Here is a 24,821-nt window from a genome sequence, read left to right as displayed (position 1 = left end):
CGGAACGATGGAATTTGCTTTCTACTTCGCTGCCGGTGTTGCTGTACTGGCCACATTTAGGGTGATTACTAACCGTAATCCGGTACACGCCCTACTCTATCTGATCATCTCACTACTGGCCGTTTCGATGATTTTCTTCAGCCTTGGTGCACCGTTTGCCGGTGCGCTGGAGGTAATCGTCTATGCAGGCGCCATCATGGTGCTGTTTGTGTTCGTCGTGATGATGCTTAACCTAGGGCCTGCAATCATGGAACAAGAACGCAAGTGGCTGACACCCGGCATATGGATAGGTCCTTCACTGCTATCTCTGGCGCTGTTAATCGAGCTGCTGCTGGTATTAGGCAGAATTCCTGGCGGTGCCGCCATTGGCCATACCACAGTAGATGCCAAAGCTGTGGGGATCAGCCTGTTCGGTCCATATCTTCTAGCAGTTGAACTGGCCTCGATGCTGCTACTGGCTGCATTGGTCGCGGCTTACCACCTGGGCCAGCAACAAGACGTTAAAGGCGTCGGCGAGTAATCGTTAAGGAATAGACCTATGAATACGATACCTCTGGAACATGGTCTGGCACTCGCCGGCGCGCTGTTCGCTCTTGGCCTGGCAGGCCTGATGGTACGGCGTAATATTCTGTTCGTGCTGATGAGCCTGGAAATCATGATGAACGCTGCAGCGCTAGCCTTCGTAGTTGGTGGCAGTCGCTGGGGCCAGCCTGACGGACAGGTAATGTTCATCCTGGTGCTCAGTCTTGCAGCTGCCGAAGCCAGTATTGGCTTGGCGATTCTGTTGCAACTCTATCGCCGTTTCCACACCCTCGATGTCGATGCTGCCAGCGAGATGCGCGGATGAACCTTTTACCTCTTACTTTCATCTTTCCTCTTATCGGCTTTGTGCTGCTGGCTTTCTCCCGTAGTCGCTGGTCCGAAAACCTGTCAGCATTGATTGGCGTCGGCTCGGTCGGGCTTTCAGCTCTGACCGCTGCCTGGGTCAGCTGGCAGTTCCTAGCCAGCCCGCCACCCAACGGCGCCATGACGCAAGTCCTATGGAATTGGATGACTGTCGATGGCTTTGCACCGAACATCGCGTTGTACTTGGACGGTCTATCACTGACCATGCTGTGTGTAGTGACCGGTGTAGGCTTCCTAATTCATCTGTTTGCATCCTGGTACATGCGCGGCGAAGCGGGTTATGCACGCTTCTTCGCCTACACCAACCTGTTCGTAGCCAGCATGCTGTTCCTAGTGCTAGGCGACAACCTGTTGTTCCTGTACTTCGGTTGGGAAGGCGTGGGTCTGTGCAGTTACCTGCTGATCGGCTTTTACTACAGTGAGCGCGCCAATGGTAACGCAGCTCTCAAAGCCTTCATTGTCACCCGTGTCGGTGATGTGTTCATGGCTTTTGGCCTGTTCATCTTGTTCATGACGCTCGGGACGCTAGATATTCAGGAATTGCTGGTTCGCGCTCCGCAGGAATTTGCCAGCGGCGATCCGATGATTGTTCTAGCGACCCTGGCGCTCTTGGGTGGTGCGGTTGGTAAATCCGCTCAGCTGCCCTTGCAGACATGGTTGGCTGATGCGATGGCAGGCCCGACGCCTGTTTCTGCCCTGATTCACGCTGCGACAATGGTTACTGCAGGCGTCTATTTGATTGCTCGCTGTCATGGCCTGTTTGTATTAGCTCCAGAAATCCTTCACCTGGTAGGTATTATCGGTGCGGTCACCTTGGTGCTGGCCGGCTTCGCGGCACTGGTGCAGACCGATATCAAGCGGATCCTGGCCTATTCCACCATGAGCCAGATCGGTTACATGTTCCTGGCCTTGGGTGTAGGTGCCTGGAGTGGTGCGATCTTCCACCTGATGACTCATGCCTTCTTTAAAGCCCTGCTGTTCTTGGCATCCGGTTCTGTAATTCTGGCCTGCCATCATGAGCAGAACATCTTTAAGATGGGCGGCCTATGGAAGAAGATTCCATTGGCTTATGCCAGTTTTCTCGTAGGTGGTTCGGCTCTGGCAGCGTTGCCGCTGGTAACTGCTGGTTTCTACTCTAAAGATGAGATCCTTTGGGAAGCCTTCGCTAGTGGTCATCAGAATCTGCTTATTGCCGGCCTAGTCGGAGCGTTCCTGACTTCAATCTATACCTTCCGCCTGATTTTCATTGTGTTCCACGGTGAAGCTAAGACCGAGGCTCATGGCGGTCACGGACTCGCTCATCATGTGCCGTTGATTGTACTGATTGTGTTGTCGACCTTTATTGGCGCCTGGATCACTCCACCTTTGGCTGGAGTATTGCCCGAGTCTGTCGGTCATGCCGGTGGTGAGGCCCAACATCGCCTGGAGATCGCTTCGGGTGCTATTGCTCTCGCAGGCATACTATTAGCCGCCCTCCTCTTCCTGGGAAAACGCCGTTTCGTCGGTGGCTTGGCCAAAAGTGCTCCAGGACGGTTCTTCGGCACTTGGTGGTATCACGCCTGGGGTTTCGACTGGCTATATAACGTGCTCTTTGTAAAGCCTTATCTGGCTATTACTCATCTGCTGCGCAGTGATCCGATCGATAAAGCGATTGGGATCGTGCCGCTCCTGGCACGCGGCGGAAACCTTACACTGAGCCTTACCGAGAACGGCCGCCTGCGTTGGTATGCCGCCTCCATCGTGGGTGGTGCAGTGCTGCTTCTTGCTGCGCTGCTTCTGGCCTGACTTGAATCTACGAAAGGAATTGAGCCCGTCATGATTCTGCCTTGGCTAATCCTGATCCCCTTTATAGGCGGTCTGTTGTGCTGGTTAGGAGATCGCTCCGGCAATCTTCTACCTCGCTGGATCGCGCTACTAACCATGCTGCTGGAGCTGGTTCTAGGCCTTTGGGTCTGGGCAAACGGCGATTTCACTCTGGCACCGGCCCCCGGCGCCGAACAGGCATGGGCCATGGAATTCCAGTATCCCTGGATCCAGCGCTTTGGCATTAGCCTCCATTTTGCCTTGGACGGCTTGTCGCTACTTATGGTGCTGTTGACCGGCCTGCTCGGCCTGTTGGCTGTGGTCTGCTCCTGGCGTGAAATTCAGAAGCACGTCGGCTTCTTCCACCTGAACCTGCTTTGGATTTTGGGTGGCGTGGTCGGTGTTTTCCTTGCGCTTGACCTGTTCTTGTTCTTCTTCTTCTGGGAAATGATGCTGGTGCCGATGTACTTCCTCATCGCACTTTGGGGTCATAGCTCGGCGGATGGCAAGAAGAGCCGCATTACCGCTGCGACCAAGTTCTTCATCTTCACCCAGGCTAGTGGCTTGATCATGCTGGTCGCCATCGTGGCGCTTGTATTGGTGAACTACAGCTCAACGGGTGTGCTGACCTTCGAATATGAAGATCTGCTCAAGACCCAGATGAACCCAACGGTTGAATACCTGCTAATGCTGGGCTTCTTCATTGCATTCGCGGTTAAGCTGCCTGCGGTTCCAGTTCATTCCTGGTTGCCCGATGCCCATGCCCAGGCACCTACTGCTGGTTCCGTGGACCTAGCGGGCATTCTGCTCAAGACCGCCGCATATGGCTTGCTGCGCTTCGCAGTTCCATTATTCCCCAACGCCTCGGCCGAATTTGCGCCGATTGCCATGTGGCTGGGAATTATCGGTATCTTCTACGGAGCCTTCCTATCGTTCGCGCAGACCGATATCAAGCGTCTAGTCGCTTACTCTAGCGTCTCGCACATGGGCTTTGTGCTGATCGGTATCTACTCTGGCAGCCAGCATGCGCTACAGGGCGTTGTGATCCAGATGATCGCTCACGGTTTATCAGCTGCGGGTCTGTTCATTCTGTGCGGTCAGCTCTACGAGCGTTTGCATACTCGTGATATGCGTGAAATGGGTGGGTTATGGGGTCGTCTCCCCTACCTGCCAGCTATCAGCCTGTTCTTTGCCTCAGCGTCGCTGGGCTTGCCCGGTACCGGTAACTTCGTAGGTGAATTCCTGATTTTAATGGGTGCCTTCCCAGTGGTACCGATCATTGTGGTTATTGCCACATTCGGTCTGGTAGCTGCCTCGGTGTACTCGCTGATCATGATTCATCGGGCCTATTTCGGGCCTGCCAAGTCGGATGAGGCACTACCGGGGCTAAACATGCGCGAACTGTCCATGGTGCTGTTTTTGGCTGTCCTGCTGATTCTGCTGGGTGTCTACCCGCAGCCCATCCTGGACACCTCAGCTGCCAGCATGAACGGCGTGCATCAGTGGCTCGGTACAGCCTTCTCTTCCCTTGTTTCTGCCCGGTAGTAGCGCCATGACTTTTACAACGGAACACTTCATCGCACTTCTGCCGCTGCTCATCACCGGACTTACTTCCATCGTGGTGATGTTAGCCATTGCCTGGCGGCGCAATCACACCCTGATTCCAACCTTGGCAGTCATCGGGTTAAATCTGGCTTTATTGTCCATCGTTTACTCGGTGCGTGTAGGCGAGATCGATGTCACCTCGCTAATGCGTCTGGACGGCTATACCTACTTTTACACAGCCTTGCTGCTGGTAACCACGCTAGCCTGCATGACCCTTTCTCATGCCTACATGGAAAACTACCCGAGCAATCGCGAAGAGCTTTATCTTTTGCTGTTGCTCTCATGCGCCGGAGGCCTAGTTCTCGTTAGCGCGCAACACCTAGCGGCTTTGTTTATTGGCCTGGAACTCCTATCTGTTCCGGTCTATGGGCTTGTAGCTTATTCGTATTTCAACCGTCGTTCGCTCGAAGCGGGTATGAAGTACTTAGTGCTGTCGGCAGCCGGCTCCGCCATTCTATTGTTTGGCATGGCGCTGCTATATGCCGAATCAGGCACCTTGAGCTTTAGCGGAATCGGCACTCAACTGGCACAACAGGCTTCTGCAGGACTGCTATTGGAAATCGGTATCGGGATGATGTTTGTAGGCCTGGCCTTCAAACTATCCCTGGTTCCTTTCCACCTGTGGACACCGGACGTTTATGAAGGCGCCCCGGCACCTGTCGGCGCTTTTCTTGCCACAGCTAGCAAGGTCGCAGTATTCGCCGTTGTCGTTCGCCTGTTCCAGACCATGCCCGCAGCCCTGAATGATACTTGGCTGCATAACGTGGTTGCCTTTATTGCCATCCTCTCCATTCTGGTCGGCAACCTACTGGCGCTAATGCAAAGCAACCTCAAGCGCCTACTAGGCTATTCGTCCATTGCCCACTTCGGCTATCTATTGGTTGCTTTGGCAGCCGGACAAGGTATCGCCGTCGAGGCCATTGGCGTTTATTTGGTGACTTATGTGGTAACCAGCCTGGGGGCATTTGGTGTCGTGGTGCTGATGTCCAGCCCAAGTGATGGCGAGCGCGACGCAGATGCCCTGTTCGAGTACCGTGGTCTATTCTGGAGACGCCCCTACCTGACAGCGGTACTAACGGTCATGATGTTGTCCTTGGCCGGTATCCCGTTAACGGCTGGCTTTATTGGTAAGTTCTACATCATTACCGTAGCTGTCGAGTCCAGCCTGTGGTGGCAAACGGCAGCTGTAGTACTGGGTAGTGCCATTGGCTTGTTCTACTACCTGCGCGTTATGGTCACGATGTACCTGGTTCAGCCAGGTCTTAGCCGTCACGATGCTCCAATGAACTGGGGTGAGCGGGCTGGCGGTATCATGCTGATTGCTATTGCCCTACTGACGCTGCTGCTAGGTGTCTATCCGCCGCCACTGTTGCAGGTTCTACAGTACACTGGTCTCTAAGACGGCAACGCACAAAAAAGCCCCGATATTTGGGGCTTTTTTGTGCCTAAAGCCGTACTACATATCTTCTCGATGACTAAAGAGATCCCATACGGACATGAACAAGGCTGCCACTAGTGGGCCAATTACGAATCCATTCAAACCGAACATAGCCATTCCGCCCAGAGTTGAAATCAGCACAACATAGTCAGGCAACTTGGTGTCTTTGCCTACCAAAATAGGACGGAGAATATTGTCGACCAGACCAATCACTACCACACCAAACAAGATCAACACGATACCTTGCCAGAGTGCACCGGTAGCCAAGAAGTAGATTGCTACAGGCCCCCAAATCAGACCAGCGCCAATAGCTGGCAGTAAAGAGAGGAAGGCCATCACTACTCCCCAGAGCACGGCACCTTCAACACCCAAGACGCCTAGAATGAAACCACCTAGAGTCCCCTGGATGACAGCTACAATAATGTTTCCTTTTACGGTAGCGCGAATAACGGCTGTGAATTTACGCAACAAGCTGCGCTTATGGATCTCGCTAAGAGGAATAGCTTTACGGATGATGGCTACCAGTTCCTGTCCATCACGCAAGAGAAAGAACAGCAGGTACAGCATGATGCCGAAGCTAATAAAGAACTGGAATGTACCTTGGCCAAAACTCAACACTCTGCCAGCCATGACCTGGCTACCTTGAGCAGCCCCTTCGGTGAGGCGTTGACGGATGCTTTCTGGATCCGTGATATCGAAGCGATGTAGAACGCTTTTAAAGCTATTCGGTAAGGAGTCCCACATATGCTGGAAGTACTCACCGAAATTCAACTGACCGCTGTTGATTCGCTCATAAAGAGCCGATCCTTCTTGAATCAGAGAAAGCGTAATAAGCGTGATCGGCAGAATCACAAGCAGCAGACAAACCCCTAAAGAACTCAAGGCAGCCAGGTTTCGGCGCTGATTGAAACGCCTGAGAAACCAGCGCTGCATGGGCGCAAACAGGATGGCAAGAATCGCGCCCCAGAACACAGCGCCGTAATACGGCAGCAGGATCCAGACGAAAGCAACCGATACAATAATCAATAACAGGAGAAAAGCTTTGTTTTCTAAAGGCGTACTTTTCATAAGTTGTCCAAACGGAGGCAAGGCGAGCGCATCGCTCCTTGTTAGAACCATGGACGTAGGGCAGTTGTTCCGGCAATTACACGTTAGAAGGTGAAGGAGTGCCTAGCCTAAGACAACTGAATCACTTACCTCTTATAACAGACCATTGAATTACAATTACGCCGCTAGAGAACTCATTACACGCTTGGAGTGCTTGCCAGCAAAGGCGAACGCTTTTTCAACGGCAATATGATTTGGATGTGCAGTCCGCCCAAGGAACTTTCTGCCAGGGTTAGCGTACCGCCACAACTATCCACGATATCCCGGACAATACTGAGCCCCAAGCCATGGCCGGTAATATGCTCGTCCAGCCGAGCCCCTCGATTGAGAATTTCTTCCCGCCGGGTAGCTGGCACCCCAGGCCCGTCATCATCGACCGTAATTAGATAGTGATCCGCTTTGATTTGAATCACGAGACGAATCTGCGCATGGGCCCATTTACCAGCGTTGTCCAGTAAATTACCCAAGAGTTCGAGCATATCCTCACGATCCCAAGGCAGTTTAAGCCCCACCGGCACCTGACAGTCGATAAAAAGGCCTGCCCCATGCAGATGGCGAACCAGGCTACATAGTGTAGGTAGCTCTGCGTCACAATCGAGATAGACTCCGGGTAACTGGTCCCCAGCCAAACGGGCTCGCCGCAGCTCATGTTCCAGCCGCTGCCGGATATAGTCGAGCTGCTCTCGTAGAGTCTGCTGTACGTCAGGATGTTGGGCTAGCTCGTCCCGTGCAGACATGCTGACCAGAACGGCCAAAGGTGTCTTCAAGGCATGCCCCAAGTTTCCGATACCATGGCGGGCGCGCTTGAGGTTATCTTCAGTATGACGCAACAGATGGTTGATCTGGCTGACCAAGGGTTCTAGCTCAAGCGGTACCTGGTTATCCAGTTGGGCGCGCTGCCCCTGTTGCAACTGAACAATCTGTCGACGTACCGTTTCCAAGGGGCGCAAGGCATTCCGCACAGTCAGCCGCTGCAATAACAATATGATGACCAGCGCGACGAGCCCAAGAACTGCCCCCAGGCGGAGCATTCGATTGAAGCTGGCAAGCAGAGGATTGTAATCCTGCGCCACGATTAAGGTCAGCGATTGCCCGAACCGCTGATAGTTTGCTCGATAGACTAAAAGGCGCTGCTCATCGGGCCCGTCTACAAGCCTGCCGGCGAGTCCTTCACTCGATGGCACAGCCAGGGTACTGTCCCAGAGCGAACGCGATCGCCAGCGAGATGCGCCGGTATGAATTTCAAAATAGCGTCCCGAAAAAGGCCGCTGATAGGCAGGATTGAGGCGTTGCTCATCAAGCTGAAGGCCATTCGGGCCACGCACTAGAGCGATTAGCAAATTTTCACTTTCTGTTTGAAGACCGCCTCTTAGGTAACCACGTAACGCATGGTCTACTAGCCATTGGCTAACCAGAATCAGACTCAAACCACAGACGACCAGTACCGCCACCAAACCCATACTCAGACGTCGTTGAATTGACCTCATACTGAGGTTCCGAAGCGATACCCTTGCCCGCGTCGCGTTTCAATAATGTCGCGCCCTAGCTTTTTACGCAGATGATTGACATGCACCTCGATGACGTTGGAGTCGCGCTCACTTTCACCATCGTACAGGTGCTCCCCCAAATGGGTTTTAGACAGGATCTGACCCGGATGCAGCATGAAATAACGCAATAGACGAAACTCGGCAGCTGTTAATTCGATTATGGCGTCGCCTTGTTGAACACACTGCCGCGCCTCATCCAAACTTAAGCCGGCAACGCGTAACGAAGGTTGGTTAGCCAGCCCACGGGAGCGCCGTAACAGGGCCTGAATACGCAAAAAGAGTTCCTCTGGATGAAAAGGCTTGGTCAGGTAGTCATCCGCACCCGCTTTAAGACCATCGATACGCTCAGCCCATCCATCACGCGCGGTCAGGACTAATACGGGGGTTAAAAGACTTTGTGAACGCCATTCGCGTAATACATCCAGACCCGAGCGGCCCGGAAGACCTAAATCAAGCACGATCAGATCGTAAGGCTCGACAGCGCCTTGGAAGGCGGCATCACGACCATCCGCAAGCCAGTCCACGGCATAGCCCTGTCGTATTAGTCCCGCCTGCACTTCTTCAGCCAGTGCAACGCTATCCTCTACCAACAACAGACGCATCAGTCATCTACCTCATCCTTTAGAATGGTGCCGTTTTGGGCGCTGATTTCGATCTCTCGAACCACTCCGCCTACGAGCAACTCCAGTTCATAGACATAGACACTGCTCTCCTCCTCCAGCTCAGCCTCCAACAACGTAGCCCCTGGATACCGAGCGTAAGCATGACTGATGAGCACCTCAAGCGGCTGGATAAGCCCTTGGCTGCGTAGAGATAGCGCCTCGTCTTGGTCCAGGTCCCGCGCCATGGCTGGCATTCCTATCCATGAGACTAGGATGGCCATACGTAGAACCTGATGGCAGTAAAATCTCAATCGTCCTGAACATCCTTTAGCACTTCGCCAGTGGCAGCATCGAGTTCCAGATCCCATTTCACACCTTTTGGATCGCACAGTTCGACTTGATAGATGTAGCGACCATATTCCTCTTCCAGCTCGGTATCGTGCGTTATTGCCCCTGCATGCTTGGCAATAGCAATCTTGTTCAATTCTTCAAAGGGTTTGACGGTACCGGCATCGCGCAGCTTCACAGCCTCGTCAGGTCCCAGGTCACGTCCTTGGGCAATACCTGCCGTAGCGGTTAGGGCTGCCGTGGTGATCAAGGCAATTAATGTTTTCATCGATCTATTCCTCATGTGAATTATCGTCTTGGTAAGTTCACTTTATCCAGGACGGCTTAATTCAGGCTTAATCTCTGCAAGGCGGCATTCGGTACTAGGCAGAACTCTTCATTCATGACCGGCCCCGTTCGTATACTGATAGCCTTGCCTACGCCGGAGTCCGCATGACTGCTATCCATATGAAATACCAAGCCTTAACTATTCGGGCTGGTACGCATGCCATGAGTCACATCCAGACTCATGGGCTCTCTCCTGCCGATGTAGCGATCCTGCCCGGTGCTGCTGGCGGACCTAAGGCGCTAGGGCTGCAGGGCTTGGATTTGGCTTTATTTGGCGACTGGTTGCCACGGGTGCCTCGTGAACGCTCGTTGATTGGCGCGTCGATAGGTGCTTGGCGCTTTGCCTGTGCGTGTCTGCCAGACCCAGTGAAGTCACTCAGGCGACTAGGTGAGCTCTACACGGATCTGAGTTTTCCCAAGGGTATCCGTCCGGTCGATGTCAACCGCCTCTGCCGCGAGATGCTGGATGACCTATTGGAAAATAATCATTCCTCGATCCTGACCTCGCCCTGTTACCGGCTGAACCTTCTCGTTGTTCAGTCGTTGGGACTGCTGGCCAGCGATGAGCGCCGCACGCTAGGGCTGGGGTTGAGCGTAGTCGTCCGGGATAACCTGATTTCTCGCTCACGACTGGCGCGATATTTCAATCGAATCATTGCCCATGACCCACGCCGGGTGCCACCGCTTGAGGTCTTACAGGATTTTCCGTCCCGAACTCAGTTACTAACATCGGATAATCTTCGCCCGACCCTTTTAGCCTCTGGCTCAATCCCGTTAGTGATGGAGGGAATTCAGGATATTCCCGGCTTCGCACCAGGCACTTACCGCGACGGTGGGCTCCTGGACTACCATCTCGATCTGCCTTACTCCGAGCCTGGGCTCGTGCTATATCCACACTTTCTTGAGCGTGTCATTCCGGGCTGGTTTGATAAAGGGCTCTTTTGGAGAAGGGCTAATTCATACCATCTTAGAAATGTCGTACTGATCGCACCGACGAAAGCCTATCTGGAGCGACTGCCTAACCGCCGACTACCGGATCGCCGAGATTTCACCCGTTATGCTTCAGACCCAGGCACTCGGCAGCGTTACTGGCGCCAGGCGATTACTGAAAGCCAACGGTTGGGCGATGAATTTCTCGAATTGGCAGGCAATGATCGGATCGCAGAGCGTTTGCAGCCCCTGGTCTGATCACCCGAACCGACTCAGACCAAAGTGGTCTGAATGGCATTACAGCAGTGATTTTTCGGTGCGCCATGCTCAGAGAGGATTCGCTCGTTCATCCCTTGGCAGAAGGTACCCGTCCGACTCCGGAGGACGAGGCTATCGATACCGGTACACCATTATGCCCCTCGCTCCCCCCAGACCTGCATTATGTGGATGACACTCAGCCCGGCCTGTGCCGTAAGAAGCAGCGCGGGAACTTTGTCTACTTTGACGCACAAGGCGAGCGAGTCCGTGATCCGGCAGAGATCGAAAGGATCAACAAACTAGCAATTCCGCCAGCCTATACCGACGTTTGGATCTGTGCTGACCCATGCGGTCATTTACAAGCGACCGGCCGCGATGCCCGAGGACGTAAGCAGTACCGTTACCATCCACGCTGGCGCGAAATCCGTGATACGAACAAGTACGAGAGAATGCTTGCCTTTGGGCACGTCTTGCCAGAGCTGCGCAAGCGCCTTGATGAACACTTGGCTTTACGTAAATTGGGCCGTGAAAAAGTCATGGCCACAGTGATCAGCCTGCTTGACGCGACGTTAATCCGGGTGGGTAATCAACAGTATGCCCGTAGCAATAAATCATATGGCCTAACAACCCTACGCAACCGCCATGCCGACGTAAACGGCAATACTATTCGATTTCATTTTCGCGGCAAAAGTGGTGTAAAGCACAACATCAAATTGACCGATCCACGTCTGGCGCGTACCGTAAAACGTTGCCTGGAACTGCCAGGACAGCATCTTTTCCAGTATTTCGACGAGGAAGGCGAGCGGCATACCGTGACCTCTTCCGACGTCAACGCCTATTTGCACGAACTCACCGGCGCTGATTTTACGGCCAAGGATTATCGTACCTGGGCTGGCAGTGCGCTGGCCTTGTCCACCCTCCGCGAGCTTCCTTGTGAGACCCAGAGCGAGGCTAAGAAGCATCTTCAGGAGATGATCAAGGAAGTCTCCCGCACGTTAGGGAACACACCAGCGGTCTGCCGCAAATGCTACATACACCCCAGAGTAATGGAAGCCTATGTAGCAGGTGAGCTTGCGGCCCTTCCTAAGCCGCGCAAACGTAAAGGTCTACGCGAGGAAGAAGTAGCCTTACTGATGTTTTTGGAGCGGCTAGTGGAAAAAACCGATGCGGCCTGACGCCCTACTTCACACGTTCGGCAAACAATGCCTGATGCTGGCGGCACTGTTCGGCCGATAAAAGAAATACGCCATGGCCGCCGCGCTCGAAATCGAGCCAGGTAAAATCCACTTCCGGGTAAAGCGCCTCGACGTGAACTTGGCTGTTACCGACTTCAACAATCAAAATACCCTTTTCATTCAGGTGGTCAGCCGCCTCGGCCAGCATGCGCCGCACTAGATCAAGTCCATCCTCACCACAGGCCAGCCCCATTTCGGGCTCATGGTGGTATTCAGCAGGCATATCGGCAAAGTCTTCTGCATCCACATAAGGCGGATTTGAAACGATCAAATCGAAACGTTGGCCAGGTAACCCTGAGAAGCCATCACCTTGAACCGTATAGACGCGATCCTCAAGTTCATGCCGCTCGATATTCTGCCAAGCGACTTCCAGCGCATCAAAGGAGAGATCAGCCAAGGCGACCTCGGCTTCAGGAAAGGCATAGGCGCAAGCAATTCCAATGCATCCAGACCCTGTACACAAATCCAGAATACGACGGGGCGCTTCAGGTAACCAAGGGACGAAACGGGCATTGATTAGCTCAGCGATGGGCGAGCGCGGCACTAACACACGCTCATCGACCACGAACGGCAAGCCGCAAAACCAAGCCTCTCCCAGTAGATAGGCGGTTGGAATTCGCTCAGCAATACGTCGATGCAGGATTACATTTAATGTGTAACGCTCATCATCTTCCAAATGACAATCCAGGTAAGCATCTGCCGTCTCCCATGGCAGGTGCAAGGCACCTAGTATCAAATGACGAGCCTCATCCCAGGCATTATCGGCCCCATGCCCAAAATAGAGCCCTTCGGCATGAAAGCGGCTCACGGCCCAGCGGATGTAGTCGCGAAGTGTACGCAAACGGGATTCGGTCATCGAAGGCTCCTTAGCTCAGCCGCATAGTGTAGCCGTGTGCGTTACCATTCGAAATGCAACGTCGAGACTTACCCGCTTTATGACTAGAACAAATGACTTAGGGCGCGCTTGATTATGCGGCTGGGTGACACGTAAGTGCGCCAGGCCATTCCCCTAACCTGACGTCTTACTCTAAAGCACTGATAATCAGGCGCGAAAGCGAGCTATCATGCCGCCTACCAGCCCTGTTATACATCCAACGACAAGCCCGCCAACATGGGCACCATTAGCAATAGCGCCGAACCCCAGCACGTCAATGACGCCCGTCAAGCAAATCGCCAACCAAGCCAACATCATGACGACTACCCCTTTGGGCATTTGATACGCTAGGTTAGGGGCGATCATCTGAAACAACCAGCAGTGGCCTAAAAGTCCATAAAGAACACCTGACAGCCCGCCAAATAAAGCCGGTCCGCTCCACCCGTATTGCACAAGGTTCGCCGTGAGCGAAAAGACCAGGGTCAGAATCAGGAGCAGTATGCTGCCCTGACGACGCTCAATCCGGCGCCCAAGCTCCCAATACCACAGCGAGTTCATTGCCAGATGCAAAATACCAAAATGCAAGAACATGGGAGAAACTAGGCGCCACCACTCTCCAGCATCGAGCGCGGCAGATAATGGCTGGAACTCGATATAGCTGTCATACAGACGAAAATCTAGAAAGGTCAGCCAGCGTACAGTCTCGAAACGCTCACCCAGCAGCGTGACAGCCGCTGCTATCAGCGTCAGGCTCAGAATCAAAGCTGTCATAGGGCTTGCACGAAGCTGAGCGCCTAACCCTGTTGAAGTTCGCTTCGTTTCAATTACCTGAACTTCTCCCGTCTGGTCACCTTGCGGATAACGGGAATAAAGCTCTTTAACTTCATTGGCCAGGCGTGTATCCAATACCCAAAGGACCTGAGCATCACGTTCTTCAGTTACCCGATGTGGAATACGCAGGCGCCGTAGCAACTGCGTGAAGCCGAGCAGGTTGACATCCAGGCCCACGCGTAAGACAGGTTGTGCGCTCATGCCACACCTCCTGACGGCAGCACATCGACCCAGACAAACTTTTGCGGATCGAGCCGGGTCTCGTCATCCAGCCGGTATGCGACCAGCTTGCCTTCATTAACAGCGCTGTAATCCAGGCAGGCCAAATTAGGCCGGATAGGTGCGGGATAACCGGTACGCCAATAATGACCAACAAATAGTAAAGGCTCATCGACACCGTAACATAAGAGTCTCGCCTTTTCGTCGTCGCTTAACCGCTCACAAGCCACCTCATCAGGCAAACCATCCGGTTGGAACACGATATCCCCATAGGTCTCTGGATTTTCTTCCCAAAACTTCGTTCGGAATTTGGTTCGGGTAAACCCATCCTGTCCGGTTAGGGCCATACCGTGAGGCAAGGACAAAGACACACCATTAAGCAGACGCGAGCAGGCCCGGTTGGCTAGGCTACCTGCAAAAGCGGACTGCTCAATGAATGCAGCATCGACACGTCCTTCTGGATAGTGCTCGCGAATAACTTCTATCAAGGCAGCATCCCAGCAGGCATGAACAAGCCGAAAGCGGCCTGCGTCAATAAAAAGCGGCAACTCCTGCAACCAGCCAAGAAAGGCCTTCCATTCATCAGGGTAAGACTCAAACTGCGCCAGTGTCGTCTCGATCACCTGCTGATAACGTGCCGTATGCTCACGTACGAATGACTTTCGGGCACCAGGCGGTGCAGGCATATGCCACCCCAACGCATTAAACTCATGGTTGCCCATCAGGCACAGCGCCTGGCCCTGTTCGACCATAGCGTGGACGCAATGCAGCGACTCGCGAATATGCGGCCCCCGGTCAATAAGATCACCTAGAAACAAAGCCATCCGCTGTGGATGTCTCCACACTCCGTTATGCCGACGGTATCCCATTTGATCCAACAGACGTTCCAATACATGAGCGCAGCCGTGTATATCGCCAATCAGGTCGTAGCCACGATCAGGGTCAAGCATCAATCACTCCCCAAACGGCTGCTCCAGCCGAGCTTTGTCCGGCAGATTTCGTAATAGTTATGATCCAGAGGGTGGATGAGCCGCAATTTGTGTGGCTTTTTCTGGATAGTTACGACGTCACCAGGCGCACAATTAAGATGATTCTGTCCATCACATGAGACCTGCGGATAAATCGTCATGTTCGGCGACACGACAACTTTCAATTCGCTATCGCCGCTTACTACGATTGGTCGACTGGACAAGGTATGGGGATACATCGGGACTACTACAATAGCATCCAGCTTCGGATGCATAATCGGGCCGCCGGCCGATAACGAATAGGCTGTCGAACCGGTTGGTGTCGCGACGATAAGCCCATCGGCCTTTTGGGTACAAACAAACTTACCATCAATGTGCAAGGCGAATTCGATCATGCGGGTCGACTTACCTGGATGTAGCACCACATCGTTGAGCGCATCCGCCTTGCCAATCATTTCACCTTCACGGGTCACGAAAGCATCCAGCAGGAACCGGGTCTCGACGATATATTGCCCGTCCAGTACCTCGGCAACCTTGGTCTCCAGCTCATCGGGACGGATATCGGTCAGAAAGCCCAGGTTGCCTCGGTTAATGCCCAACACAGGGACCCGGGGGCGAGCCAGAGCTCGAGCAGCTCCTAACAGGCTACCATCACCTCCGACCACGATCACCAGATCGCACAGATCGCCCATGGTCTTACGCGAACAGGTCTCCAAACCATGCCCAGGAAGGACTTCAGCAATGATGTCTTCTAAGATGACATGTAGCCGCCGTTCCAGCAAAAACGCTTTCAGCCGACGGATCGTATCCAGCACCTGAGTGCTGCCCAAACGGCCAATGATGCCGATAGTGTGAAAAGAATCCATACCTGGCCGTGGCCCTTCTATGGCGGATGTATCGAAGGATTATGGGCGAAAGCCTGGATGAGCAGCAAACCGCACGAACAGACTTAACCCGGAGTATGCTGGGCCCATGCCGAACCCTTTTGCTTCTATAGCTGATTTACCCTCTATGCTCCGTACGCCAGCCGTACGTGATCTGGCCTGGGTATTAACTTCACCTCCCCTGTTGGATCTCTCCTGCCAACGACATCCACTGGCTGCAAGTGATTGGACAGCAAAACCTTGGAAAATAGCCGACTGGCTATGCAGCCTTGATCGTGACCCCGCTGTTCTAGAATATTGGCTTACTCAAGGAAATGATCGCCGCTTGGGTCGGCATTACGAACAGCTTTGGCAGTTTGCTTTGACCCAGGCACCAGGCGTTTCACTTCTAGGCGCCAATATCCCGATTCGTGTTGAAGGCCACACCTTGGGCGAGCTTGACCTCCTTGTCCAGGACCAGGACGGCATTCATCACCTGGAAATAGCCGTAAAGTACTATCTAGCCACAGGCTCTACAGAACAACCTGTTTGGCTAGGTCCCGGCGCTAGAGACCGCCTGGACATAAAACGCTCTCACCTGATCACCAAACAACTGCCGCTATCTACGACTACGGAGGCACAGGCATTACTGACTTGCTACAGCGAAGCGCCTGTTCGTGCCTGGCTCTGGATGAGTGGCTATTTATTCTATCCAATAGACGAATCCATGCAGGCACCCCAGGATGTCAATCCGGCACATCTACGGGGAGCATGGTATTCGCAGATGTGTGCTCGTAATCAGCTATCTGGATGTTGGTGGAAACTGCCAAAGCAGCGCTGGCTTGCACCAGCTACTTCTTATGAAATAAGCGAGTTATATGACGTCAGCGGCACGTCGATATGGCCTCAACTAATCGTGCAACTCGACGATTATGGTAGAGAATCCCACCGGGCTTTCATCGTGCCGGATAGTTGGCCTGATCATTAACACTAGCCCCGATAATCACTGTGCAAGTTGGTGAATGCGAGCAGCCAAGGCACGCCGCCCTTGCAAGCCTCCAGTATGCACAGCAATGATTCGCTGCCCGGCAGAAATATGCCCCGCCTCGATTGTTTCCTGAAGTGCCAAAAGCATCTTGCCGGTGTAAAGAGGTTCCAACGGAACGCCGGTTTCCGCCTCGAAGGTTGTCAAGAACCGAGCCAGGGCCACATCGAGGCGCGCAAAACCGCCACGGCTGGCGTCGAGCAGCTTATACCCGGCATCAACCACCCCGCTTTCCTCCAGGCAACGAGAAATAGACACCTGAGCGCCATGATCGAGAGGGACAGCCAAGGCACCAGTAACAGGATGCCGGCCTTGTTCACCTACAACTAAGCCGGCCAGTGTCGTTCCCGTGCCTACCGCCACCCAAAGCGCATCGTAATCGTCCCACCCGAGCGAAGATAACTGCTGCTGAAGAGTCTCGATTAGAGAGATACAGCCTTTAGCTCCCCGCCATCCGCTTCCTCCTTCAGGAACCGGAATATGATCTGGGTAGTGAGACAGCCACTCATTCCAAAAGCTAGAGTGATGGCGGGCGCGATACCCCCCATAACCAAGCCAGTGTAGTTGCATCCCCCAACGAGTAAGATCCTGAACAGTAGGCGTTAGCTGGGCTTCACCCCGCAGCAGACCAACCGTCGAAAGGCCTAACCGATAGCCTACCGCCGCGAGTGCATGCAAATGATTAGAATGCGCTCCACCCAGGCTGATTAAACCTGTTGCACAGCTATTCCGGACTTGCTCCAGATATCCTGCAAGCTTGTAAGCCTTGTTGCCAGACACCTGCGAATCGATGCTATCGAGACGCAATAAAGCCAGTTTTACGCCAGCTTCGTTTAACCAAGTCGTTTCGATGGATTGGAGCAGTGGATATTCCAAGTGCAGTAAGTCAACCCGCCTGATTCTTTAATAAAAGAGACACCTGGTGCCGCTCGCAACAATCGGACTCGCCAGCAACGAAGTGCTGAGGGGACTCCACCCGAGGGATAGGAGCGCTGCACAATTTGCCACCGATTGACACACCCTGACAAACAGGCCGCTTGTAGTGACTAAGCCAACACTCGTACTGGTCTTCAGAAAGCTGACATTGTGCCGCGATATAGGACGTGGGGTGTTCGACAAAACGTAAGACGGCGTCGCTGGCTAACGTCATATGTCCTGCACCCGGTTGATAGGTGACAAAAACCACACCTCGGCTGGACATCTTATCAATCAGCGCTTTTCCTGCGTTGGCCTCTAACGTGGTGCATCGGGCTTTAAGTTGAGCGAGTTCCTCTTCAAGCTGAGTATCGAGTTCCTCCCGATAGGAGAGTTCTACTTCGCGAATGGCCAGTTGTTCTTTGTAATCAGCCACAGCCGCTTCTATCCGCGCCTGCTGCTCGGCTTCGAACTGAATCTTCAAGGCCTCAACTTTGTACTCTGCATTTTTTTCCAGCGCACGCAGTTGCTGTGTTAACTCATGGCGGTTCGAACGATATTGGGCCGCTTGCTGTGCAAGCTGCTCCGCCAGTTCTGCATGATACCGTTGCTCTTCAGCAAGTGCGGCTTTCAAAGCATCGTTTTCCTGCTGGAGTTGTCGCAATTCCCCTTCGTGCTTGCGCGTCAGGGCCAGAATACGGAGCCGCTGCTGACGTACCAGATGCTCCATTTTAGCCTGATGCTCTCGCTCAAGCACTGTCGAGTCGAATGGAGACTTTGCTGGCTCAGCCTCATGAACATACCAATGGTGTTCATTGGCTAGGTTTAAATGCTCGGTCTTGACCTCTTTAACTACAGGCGCAACCACAGGCAAACCCAACTGGTTGCGTCTCGTACACTCACGCAACAGAAATAAGTCGTTATGCCCAGCCTGCAGTATCGGATCCCATAAGCCGGGCTGATGCCATGGCACCGGACATTGACTCCGGCAGGCCAGACGAATCGGTCCAGCCCCTAAATCAGGGCCGCGCCCCGCCCGTTCGGCCAGATCCCTAAGCGGGATGTTCCACTGCGGATCAGGCGCACCGCTACGGCTGAATTCGAGATAGAAGAATACAGCCGCCCGGATACACAACTGAGAGTCGATCACGGCGTAGGCCAGACGTACTCGCTTCCCCGAGAATGAGGGCAGAGTAAACACGCCATCAAGCAGAGCTTCGAATTCATGGAAAAACATTTCCTTGACGATTTCCTTCTCGTCAAAAAATGCTACGACTTCGATTTTTTGCGATTTGTAGACAGTACTCATGGGGCAATCCTCGACCCATTGGAAAGTGCTTCGCTGATCATCGCTCCGAGGAGGGTACATATGACCAAACTTCACTAAAGGCAAGTCAAAGGCTGAACAAAGCACAACCCTAAACGCGTCCCTACAGTCTAGGGTGTCCCTCGCAAAACACTAGTGCAACAATGTGACCGGCTCATCAGCTAGGACATACAAACGGTACGAACATGCATCCTGGCCTCTTATTGCATCAAGCCGGGTCGTCATTCTGAACCTCTCAAACGGTCTGCATGAGTCATAGCATGGCAGCCAGACGAGCGCCCTGATTGATTGCACGCTTCGCATCCAACTCAGCAGCAATATCAGCGCCACCAATTAGATGTACCGACTGCTCGGCGCCGCTCAGCGCCTCGTACAGTTCACGGCGCGGCTCCTGGCCGGCACAAAGAATGATCGTATCGACAGCCAGTACCTGTAACTCACCAGCTAGACGGATATGCAGACCAGCATCATCGATTTTTTCATACTCCACGGCGTTAAGCATTTTGACTTGGCGATGCTGAAGGCTGGCCCGGTGAATCCAACCTGTGGTTTTGCCTAACCCAGCCCCTACCTTGGAAGCTTTACGCTGCAATAAGTAGACTTCACGCTCTATCGGCTGCTTTACAGGTCCCATGGCAGCTAGCCCGCCTCGCGCCGCGAATGCAGGATCAACTCCCCATTCGCGCCAGAACACTGCAGGATCTTGAGTACTGCCATCGTTAACATGAGTAATAAACTCACATACGTCGAAACCGATCCCTCCGGCACCAATAACGGCTACTTTTTGACCCACAGGCTTGCGGCCTAACAGAACATCGAGATAACCCACTACTCGCTTATGCTCGACCCCTGGAATAGCAGGAATACGAGGTATGACGCCCGTCGCCAGAACGATGGTATCGAACGACCCCTCAATCAGCTCGGCTGCACTTACACTATGCCCCAGACGCACCTGGACACCCGTGGTCTCGAGACGTTTGCGAAAATAACGCAAGGTTTCCTTGAACTCTTCTTTGCCAGGAATGCGCTTTGCCACATTGAACTGTCCACCAATGTCATCGGCAGCTTCATATAGGGTAACCGTATGGCCACGTTGGGCTGCAACAGTAGCCGCCGCCAATCCTGCGGGCCCGGCTCCAACCACGGCAATACGCTTGGGAACAGAAGCTGGCAGATAATTCAGTTCGGTTTCATGACAAGCGCGAGGATTTACCAGGCAGCTTGTAAGTTTTCCAGCGAAGGTATGATCTAAGCACGCCTGGTTACAGGCAATACAGGTATTAATCTCGTCAGGGCGCCCCGTCTGTACTTTTAATACGAACTCGGGATCAGCCAGAAAGGGGCGCGCCATAGAGACCATATCGGCCTGACCCTCTGCCAGAATGCGCTCCGCCACCTCGGGCATATTGATCCGGTTGGTAGCTATCAAGGGCAGACCAACCTTGCCCTTTAGCTGAGCCGTCACGGTACTAAAGGCCGCACGTGGAACCCGCGTAGCGATAGTAGGTATGCGTGCCTCATGCCATCCAATGCCCGTGTTGATAAGCGTCGCGCCAGCACGCTCGATTGCCTGAGCCAGTAAGATGACCTCGTCCAGACTGCTACCGTCTTCAACCAGATCCAACATCGACAATCTATAGATAATGATGAACGTCTCGCCTACAGCCTCACGAATTTGCCGAACGATCTCAACGGCGAAACGGATGCGATTGGCATAGTCCCCACCCCATTGATCATTACGATGATTAGTCCTTGCAACAAGGAACTGATTGATCAGGTAGCCTTCGGAACCCATGATTTCAACACCGTCATATCCGGCCCATTGGGCTAGACGGGCACACTGGACATAATCGGCAATTTGCTTTTCAACACCAGCGCTATCCAGGGCTGCTGGCATGAAAGGATTGATCGGCGCCCGGATGGACGAGGGTGCTACCAATTTGGGTGTATAGGCGTATCTTCCTGCGTGCAGGATTTGCAAGCAGATCTTGCCCTCTTCTGCATGCACGGCAGCCGTAACCCGACGATGCTTTTCCGCCTCGTGCTCATCGGTCAGCTTAGCTGCTCCAGCATACACTGCGCCTTCCTCATTAGGTGCAATCCCTCCCGTTACAATCAGCCCTACCCCACCACGGGCTCGCTCGGAAAAATAGACTGCCATGCGGCTAAAACCGTCTTTGCCCTCCTCTAGACCCGTATGCATAGAGCCCATCAAGGTGCGGTTACGCAGCTGGGTAAAGCCTAAATCAAGCGGTTCAAGCAAATGTAGAAAATGAATAGCGGTCACGGCAATCTCCAGGTTCATAGCGTCTAGGGCTACGTTAACGTGACCATAAGCCCACCCAAGATGCAGCTCAATCACCCAAAATGACAACTTGTTTACCTTGCCGTACAGCGGCGACTTGGCATTTGAGGATGATTTCCCTACCCTGATAGCGAATTTTCAGTCAGGCAGCATCCTGGATGCATGGCGCTTTCACGCGCTCCTGACCGCAGGCGGAGTTTTGATGCGCAAGATTGTGTTTCTGGTGCTGATCGGTATCTTTGCAGCTGTAGCCGGCTGGATAGCCCAGCGCCCTACCTTCCATTACCTCTCGGATCTGCGTAGCGAGGTTGCTCTGAACGTAGGGGAATCGCGGGGACATGGAAACCTGCTGGCCATTCAACCTGAACTGTTCACGTTTGATTACCAGACGCCTGATCGCCTCCGCCTAAAACTTGAAGGCTACTTGAAGCGGGCCCAGGATGAAGGTTTGCTCAACGACAAGACCGTAGTGATCTTCCCAGAGCATATTGGGACCGGCTTTTTATTAGTAGGTGAAAAACCTCTCGTCTATACGGCCCGTGACTCCAACGAAGCCCGCCACTGGCTAGCGCTCGGTAACCCACTTAAATTCACCCGTGCCTGGCTATCTTCTCCAGCCGGTGAAAACCGCTTCAATGAAGCATTGTTGCGCATGAAAGCCTGGGACATGGCTGGTACATATCAAGTCTTGTTCGGTACTCTCGCCCGTACATTCAACGTGACCATAATAGCTGGCTCTATCATACTTCCCTCTCCTTCCTTGCAGGATGGCCTGCTCCGCGTCGGAAGTGGTCGCCTGTACAACACCAGTCTGACATTTGGCCCCGACGGAGCCCCCTTGAGCACGCTCCTCAAGCGACGATGGAGACACGGTGCCAAGAGCACCCCCGTCATACCGGAAACGCTAGCAACCCGGGCAGGAACGGTAGGTTTAATATTAGGTAGCGATACCTTGCAAGCCGTCCCCTCCCTGTCAATCGATGCTCTGATCATTCCATCTGTCAATGAAACGAGCCAGCAAAGCCTGGATACCGCTCTCATGCTAACCAAGGCGCAGGTCGGGCTTCAGGTTTTCCCGAACGGTAAGTTCTGGGAACTGCTAGTTACAGGCCAAAGCACTCTCAAGCTCAACGGGCAACCAGTACTGAAAGCATCAGGTACAGGAGCAAAATTATTGAATGTTTGGCTATGAACAAGTCTCGGATTCGTTTAGGCGATCTTTCCGTAGGCCTTGTTTTACCATTGATATCCGCCTTGCAAGCCAGAGAAATAGACCCTGCCCCCCTGTTGCTCCGCTTCGGACTTGACCCCACGTTCATGACGAAGGCGCAGGCGCAACTGTCAATACCTCGCTACATGCGCTTAGGACATGCAGCCCTTCAATGTGCAAAAGACCCAGCTTTTGGCCTGGAGATAGGCCGTTTCAGCCATCCAGCTCAGCTTGGTCTGGTAGGAATAACCGCCTTACAAGCACCAACGATTAGAGAGGCGGCACGCCTTCTAATCGATCATGAGCGTTTATACGTCAGCAGCTATAGAGGGCACTCACAGTTTGAAGAAGCAAGTGGGGGCGCTTGGCTAAATTTTTATTCCATTAGCCCGTACAACAACTTTAATCGCTTTATGGTAGATCAAGTCTTAGCAGGCTGGGTTACTCAATTGAGTCATATTGCAGGACGCCCCCTCAAACCGACCAAGGTAACGATTGAATACCCCATGCCGGATGGCGCTGAGCGCTATGTCTCCACCTTTGGCTGTCCAGTGGAGTTTGCTGCCAGTCGAAACGCAGTCCACTTCAATGCTGCAACATTGAATGAAGCAGTCGCACCCCATTACCCCATTACCTGGCATCAACTACTTGAACTATGTCAAACCGAACTGCAGCGAGCGACAAGCCTACACAGCGTTAGGGAAAGAGTCGTTTTCCTGCTGGGGCCGTTGCTTAAGGATGGAGAACCCTCTTTGGAAGATATAGCGAAACGACTACAACTGCCAGCCTGGACACTACGCCGAAAATTGGCTGAGGAGGGAACTCGCTACTTAGACATTCTAAACGAGACACGTCGAGAGCTGGCGATCAGTTATGTTCGCGAAACGGATCTTACCTTTAACGAAATTTCTTACGTGCTCGGGTTTTCATCCGCCGCCGCCTTTCAACGTGCATTCAAACGCTGGACGAACCTGTCACCAGGAATTTTCCGACGTACTTGGCGAAACCAGGGCGAAATCATAACTCTGTAGGATCGTTTTCCAACCAGCTCTTTTCATGCTGGTAAGCCAGAGAATCCAGGAGTTCTTCAATATACTCATCCATAAAAGTATCACCCTCGTCATTCAAGCCTGAGCTTGATAAGGATGCCTTTCTCTTATGAGTAAATCATGAAAGGAAAATGGCGCAGCGGACGGGACTCGAACCCGCGACCCCCGGCGTGACAGGCCGGTATTCTAACCGACTGAACTACCGCTGCGCGTCGGCCGGGCTTACGCCCGTAGATGCAAGAGGACTTTTTATTACTCATCAACACCAGTTACAGTGTTAACCGTGTAACAATCATCCTCTTGGATGGCGCGCATTTTGCGCATACACCATTGATCAGTCAAGGATTTTTTTAGTCCTGATAAATCATTTTTCGTGTCATGCCACCATCAAGCGTAAATTCCTGCCCCGTCGCGAACCCCGAATCCTCCGAAGCAAGCCAAGCCACCAACGCAGCTACATCTTCAACGAGCCCCACACGCCCGACGAGATGCTGAGCATGATCACGCTCAGCCAAAGGTTCGACCTCCTGCTCCCAAGGATCTCGGGAGTCGATCCAGCCAGGGCTGACCACATTCACACGAACATCAGGCCCTAGACTGGTCGCGAGGGCATGTGTGAGCGCCACCAAACCGCCTTTGCTGGCGACATAAGCCTCAGTTGAAGGCTCCGACTGGTGCGCTCGCGTAGAGGCAATATTGACAATGGCGCCGCGGTTCACGCGCAGGTACGGAGCACAGTGTTTCGCCATTAACATGGCCCCCGTTAGATTGACTGCCAGAATCTGGTTCCAATGCTTCAGACTCAATCTTTCAATCGGCTCGTTGTATGGATCGGATAGCCCAGCATTGTTAACCAGTAAATCCAGACGGCCAAACTGACCAACCACTTCAGCAACTACAGCCTCTACCTGAGACTCATTACTAACGTCCAGCTCGACAAACCAGGCACGCTCACCCAACGCCTCGGCAACTCGTGAGCCACGAGCACGATCACGATCGGCCAGAATTACTTGCCAACCCTCGGTAATCAGCCAAGCCGTGATGCCTAGACCGATTCCTCTAACGGCTCCCGTAACAAGCGCAACCTTACTGCTCGTTAGCATCTGATA

General features: G+C 53.3%; 23 protein-coding genes and 1 tRNA gene. 10 read left to right on the top strand and 14 right to left on the bottom strand.

Translation table 11 applies throughout. The features are described 5' to 3' along the window. Positions 1 to 7: 7 nt before the first annotated feature. Genes nuoJ through nuoN form a run of 5 tightly spaced genes read left to right on the top strand, consistent with a single transcriptional unit; the run spans position 8 to position 5,713 of the window. On the top strand, positions 8 to 520 hold the full coding sequence (gene nuoJ, locus IQ22_RS14445) for an NADH-quinone oxidoreductase subunit J (RefSeq protein ID WP_145143194.1): 513 nt from the start codon (positions 8 to 10) through the stop codon (positions 518 to 520). Positions 521 to 538: 18 nt separating this feature from the next. Further along, the gene (gene nuoK, locus IQ22_RS14440; RefSeq protein ID WP_145143192.1) at positions 539 to 847 is read left to right on the top strand and encodes an NADH-quinone oxidoreductase subunit NuoK; all 309 of its coding nucleotides are present in this window, start codon (positions 539 to 541) and stop codon (positions 845 to 847) included. After that, a complete protein-coding gene (gene nuoL, locus IQ22_RS14435; RefSeq protein ID WP_145143189.1) occupies positions 844 to 2,691 on the top strand; it encodes an NADH-quinone oxidoreductase subunit L in 1,848 nt (615 codons plus the stop codon). Before nuoK ends, nuoL begins: the two co-directional genes overlap by 4 nt. Positions 2,692 to 2,721: 30 nt before the next feature. Next, a complete protein-coding gene (nuoM, locus tag IQ22_RS14430) occupies positions 2,722 to 4,254 on the top strand; it encodes an NADH-quinone oxidoreductase subunit M (RefSeq protein WP_145143187.1) in 1,533 nt (510 codons plus the stop codon). Between the two features lie 7 nt (positions 4,255 to 4,261). Continuing rightward, positions 4,262 to 5,713, top strand: a complete 1,452-nt coding sequence (gene nuoN, locus IQ22_RS14425; RefSeq protein ID WP_145143185.1) for an NADH-quinone oxidoreductase subunit NuoN — start codon at positions 4,262 to 4,264, stop codon at positions 5,711 to 5,713. 57 nt (positions 5,714 to 5,770) lie between these two features. Here the strand turns inward: nuoN and IQ22_RS14420 are convergent, their stop codons facing one another. The 5 genes from IQ22_RS14420 to IQ22_RS14400 form a co-directional block, all read right to left on the bottom strand. Then, positions 5,771 to 6,820, bottom strand: coding sequence for an AI-2E family transporter (locus IQ22_RS14420; RefSeq protein ID WP_145143183.1), 1,050 nt, complete (start codon positions 6,818 to 6,820; stop codon positions 5,771 to 5,773). Positions 6,821 to 6,996: 176 nt separating this feature from the next. Then, on the bottom strand, positions 6,997 to 8,346 hold the full coding sequence (locus tag IQ22_RS14415) for a sensor histidine kinase (RefSeq protein WP_145143181.1): 1,350 nt from the start codon (positions 8,344 to 8,346) through the stop codon (positions 6,997 to 6,999). Then, complete coding sequence (locus IQ22_RS14410; RefSeq protein WP_145143179.1) at positions 8,343 to 9,008, bottom strand: response regulator transcription factor; 666 nt, start codon at positions 9,006 to 9,008, stop codon at positions 8,343 to 8,345. Before IQ22_RS14410 ends, IQ22_RS14415 begins: the two co-directional genes overlap by 4 nt. Then, positions 9,008 to 9,289 (bottom strand): PepSY domain-containing protein, encoded by a 282-nt coding sequence (locus IQ22_RS14405; protein ID WP_145143177.1) that lies wholly within the window; start codon positions 9,287 to 9,289, stop codon positions 9,008 to 9,010. Before IQ22_RS14405 ends, IQ22_RS14410 begins: the two co-directional genes overlap by 1 nt. 26 nt (positions 9,290 to 9,315) lie before the next feature. Then, positions 9,316 to 9,624, bottom strand: coding sequence for a PepSY domain-containing protein (locus IQ22_RS14400; RefSeq protein WP_145143175.1), 309 nt, complete (start codon positions 9,622 to 9,624; stop codon positions 9,316 to 9,318). 164 nt (positions 9,625 to 9,788) lie between these two features. Here IQ22_RS14400 and IQ22_RS14395 point away from each other — a divergent pair, with 164 nt between their 5' ends. Together IQ22_RS14395 and IQ22_RS14390 are read left to right on the top strand one after the other, a co-directional pair. After that, a complete protein-coding gene (locus tag IQ22_RS14395) occupies positions 9,789 to 10,871 on the top strand; it encodes a patatin-like phospholipase family protein (protein WP_145143172.1) in 1,083 nt (360 codons plus the stop codon). Positions 10,872 to 10,936: 65 nt separating this feature from the next. After that, positions 10,937 to 12,046: a DNA topoisomerase IB gene (locus IQ22_RS14390; protein WP_145143170.1), complete on the top strand. Its 1,110-nt coding sequence runs from the start codon at positions 10,937 to 10,939 to the stop codon at positions 12,044 to 12,046. A gap of 4 nt (positions 12,047 to 12,050) precedes the next feature. On the opposite strand, the gene prmB is transcribed toward IQ22_RS14390, so the two are convergent. From prmB to IQ22_RS14370, 4 genes are all read right to left on the bottom strand, one after another. Next, the gene (prmB, locus tag IQ22_RS14385; protein ID WP_145143168.1) at positions 12,051 to 12,962 is read right to left on the bottom strand and encodes a 50S ribosomal protein L3 N(5)-glutamine methyltransferase; all 912 of its coding nucleotides are present in this window, start codon (positions 12,960 to 12,962) and stop codon (positions 12,051 to 12,053) included. 186 nt (positions 12,963 to 13,148) lie between these two features. After that, the gene (locus IQ22_RS14380; protein WP_145143165.1) at positions 13,149 to 14,012 is read right to left on the bottom strand and encodes a rhomboid family intramembrane serine protease; all 864 of its coding nucleotides are present in this window, start codon (positions 14,010 to 14,012) and stop codon (positions 13,149 to 13,151) included. After that, entirely contained in the window at positions 14,009 to 14,980 is a 972-nt protein-coding gene (locus tag IQ22_RS14375; protein WP_145143164.1) for a metallophosphoesterase, read from the bottom strand. The genes IQ22_RS14380 and IQ22_RS14375 overlap by 4 nt, the downstream gene beginning before the upstream one ends. Then, positions 14,980 to 15,864 (bottom strand): NAD(+) kinase, encoded by an 885-nt coding sequence (locus tag IQ22_RS14370; protein WP_145143162.1) that lies wholly within the window; start codon positions 15,862 to 15,864, stop codon positions 14,980 to 14,982. The genes IQ22_RS14375 and IQ22_RS14370 overlap by 1 nt, the downstream gene beginning before the upstream one ends. A 106-nt stretch (positions 15,865 to 15,970) precedes the next feature. Between IQ22_RS14370 and IQ22_RS14365 the strand changes: the two genes are divergently transcribed. Beyond that, positions 15,971 to 16,849, top strand: a complete 879-nt coding sequence (locus IQ22_RS14365; protein ID WP_145143160.1) for a DUF1853 family protein — start codon at positions 15,971 to 15,973, stop codon at positions 16,847 to 16,849. 15 nt (positions 16,850 to 16,864) lie between these two features. On the opposite strand, the gene IQ22_RS14360 is transcribed toward IQ22_RS14365, so the two are convergent. From IQ22_RS14360 to IQ22_RS14350, 3 genes are all read right to left on the bottom strand, one after another. Continuing rightward, positions 16,865 to 17,782, bottom strand: a complete 918-nt coding sequence (locus IQ22_RS14360; RefSeq protein ID WP_244309162.1) for a 1-aminocyclopropane-1-carboxylate deaminase/D-cysteine desulfhydrase — start codon at positions 17,780 to 17,782, stop codon at positions 16,865 to 16,867. Positions 17,783 to 17,792: 10 nt separating this feature from the next. Next, positions 17,793 to 19,130 carry a chromosome partitioning protein ParA gene (locus tag IQ22_RS14355; protein ID WP_145143155.1) on the bottom strand — a complete coding sequence of 446 codons (1,338 nt, stop codon included), beginning with the start codon at positions 19,128 to 19,130 and terminating at the stop codon, positions 17,793 to 17,795. 271 nt (positions 19,131 to 19,401) lie between these two features. Then, positions 19,402 to 21,453 carry an NADPH-dependent 2,4-dienoyl-CoA reductase gene (locus IQ22_RS14350; RefSeq protein WP_167654173.1) on the bottom strand — a complete coding sequence of 684 codons (2,052 nt, stop codon included), beginning with the start codon at positions 21,451 to 21,453 and terminating at the stop codon, positions 19,402 to 19,404. 202 nt (positions 21,454 to 21,655) lie between these two features. Between IQ22_RS14350 and IQ22_RS14345 the strand changes: the two genes are divergently transcribed. Both IQ22_RS14345 and IQ22_RS14340 read left to right on the top strand, forming a co-directional pair. After that, complete coding sequence (locus IQ22_RS14345; protein ID WP_145143153.1) at positions 21,656 to 22,645, top strand: carbon-nitrogen hydrolase family protein; 990 nt, start codon at positions 21,656 to 21,658, stop codon at positions 22,643 to 22,645. Then, the gene (locus IQ22_RS14340) at positions 22,642 to 23,694 is read left to right on the top strand and encodes an AraC family transcriptional regulator (protein ID WP_145143151.1); all 1,053 of its coding nucleotides are present in this window, start codon (positions 22,642 to 22,644) and stop codon (positions 23,692 to 23,694) included. The genes IQ22_RS14345 and IQ22_RS14340 overlap by 4 nt, the downstream gene beginning before the upstream one ends. Before the next feature lie 150 nt (positions 23,695 to 23,844). Here IQ22_RS14340 and IQ22_RS14335 read toward each other — a convergent pair. Continuing rightward, positions 23,845 to 23,921, bottom strand: a tRNA-Asp gene (locus tag IQ22_RS14335). 141 nt (positions 23,922 to 24,062) lie between these two features. Beyond that, on the bottom strand, positions 24,063 to 24,815 hold the full coding sequence (locus IQ22_RS14330; protein ID WP_145143341.1) for an SDR family oxidoreductase: 753 nt from the start codon (positions 24,813 to 24,815) through the stop codon (positions 24,063 to 24,065). Positions 24,816 to 24,821 lie beyond the last annotated feature (6 nt).

This window comes from Pseudomonas duriflava (assembly GCF_007830155.1).
Lineage (GTDB): Bacteria > Pseudomonadota > Gammaproteobacteria > Pseudomonadales > Pseudomonadaceae > Chryseomonas > Chryseomonas duriflava.
This window is presented reverse-complemented; position numbering and strand designations above follow the sequence as displayed.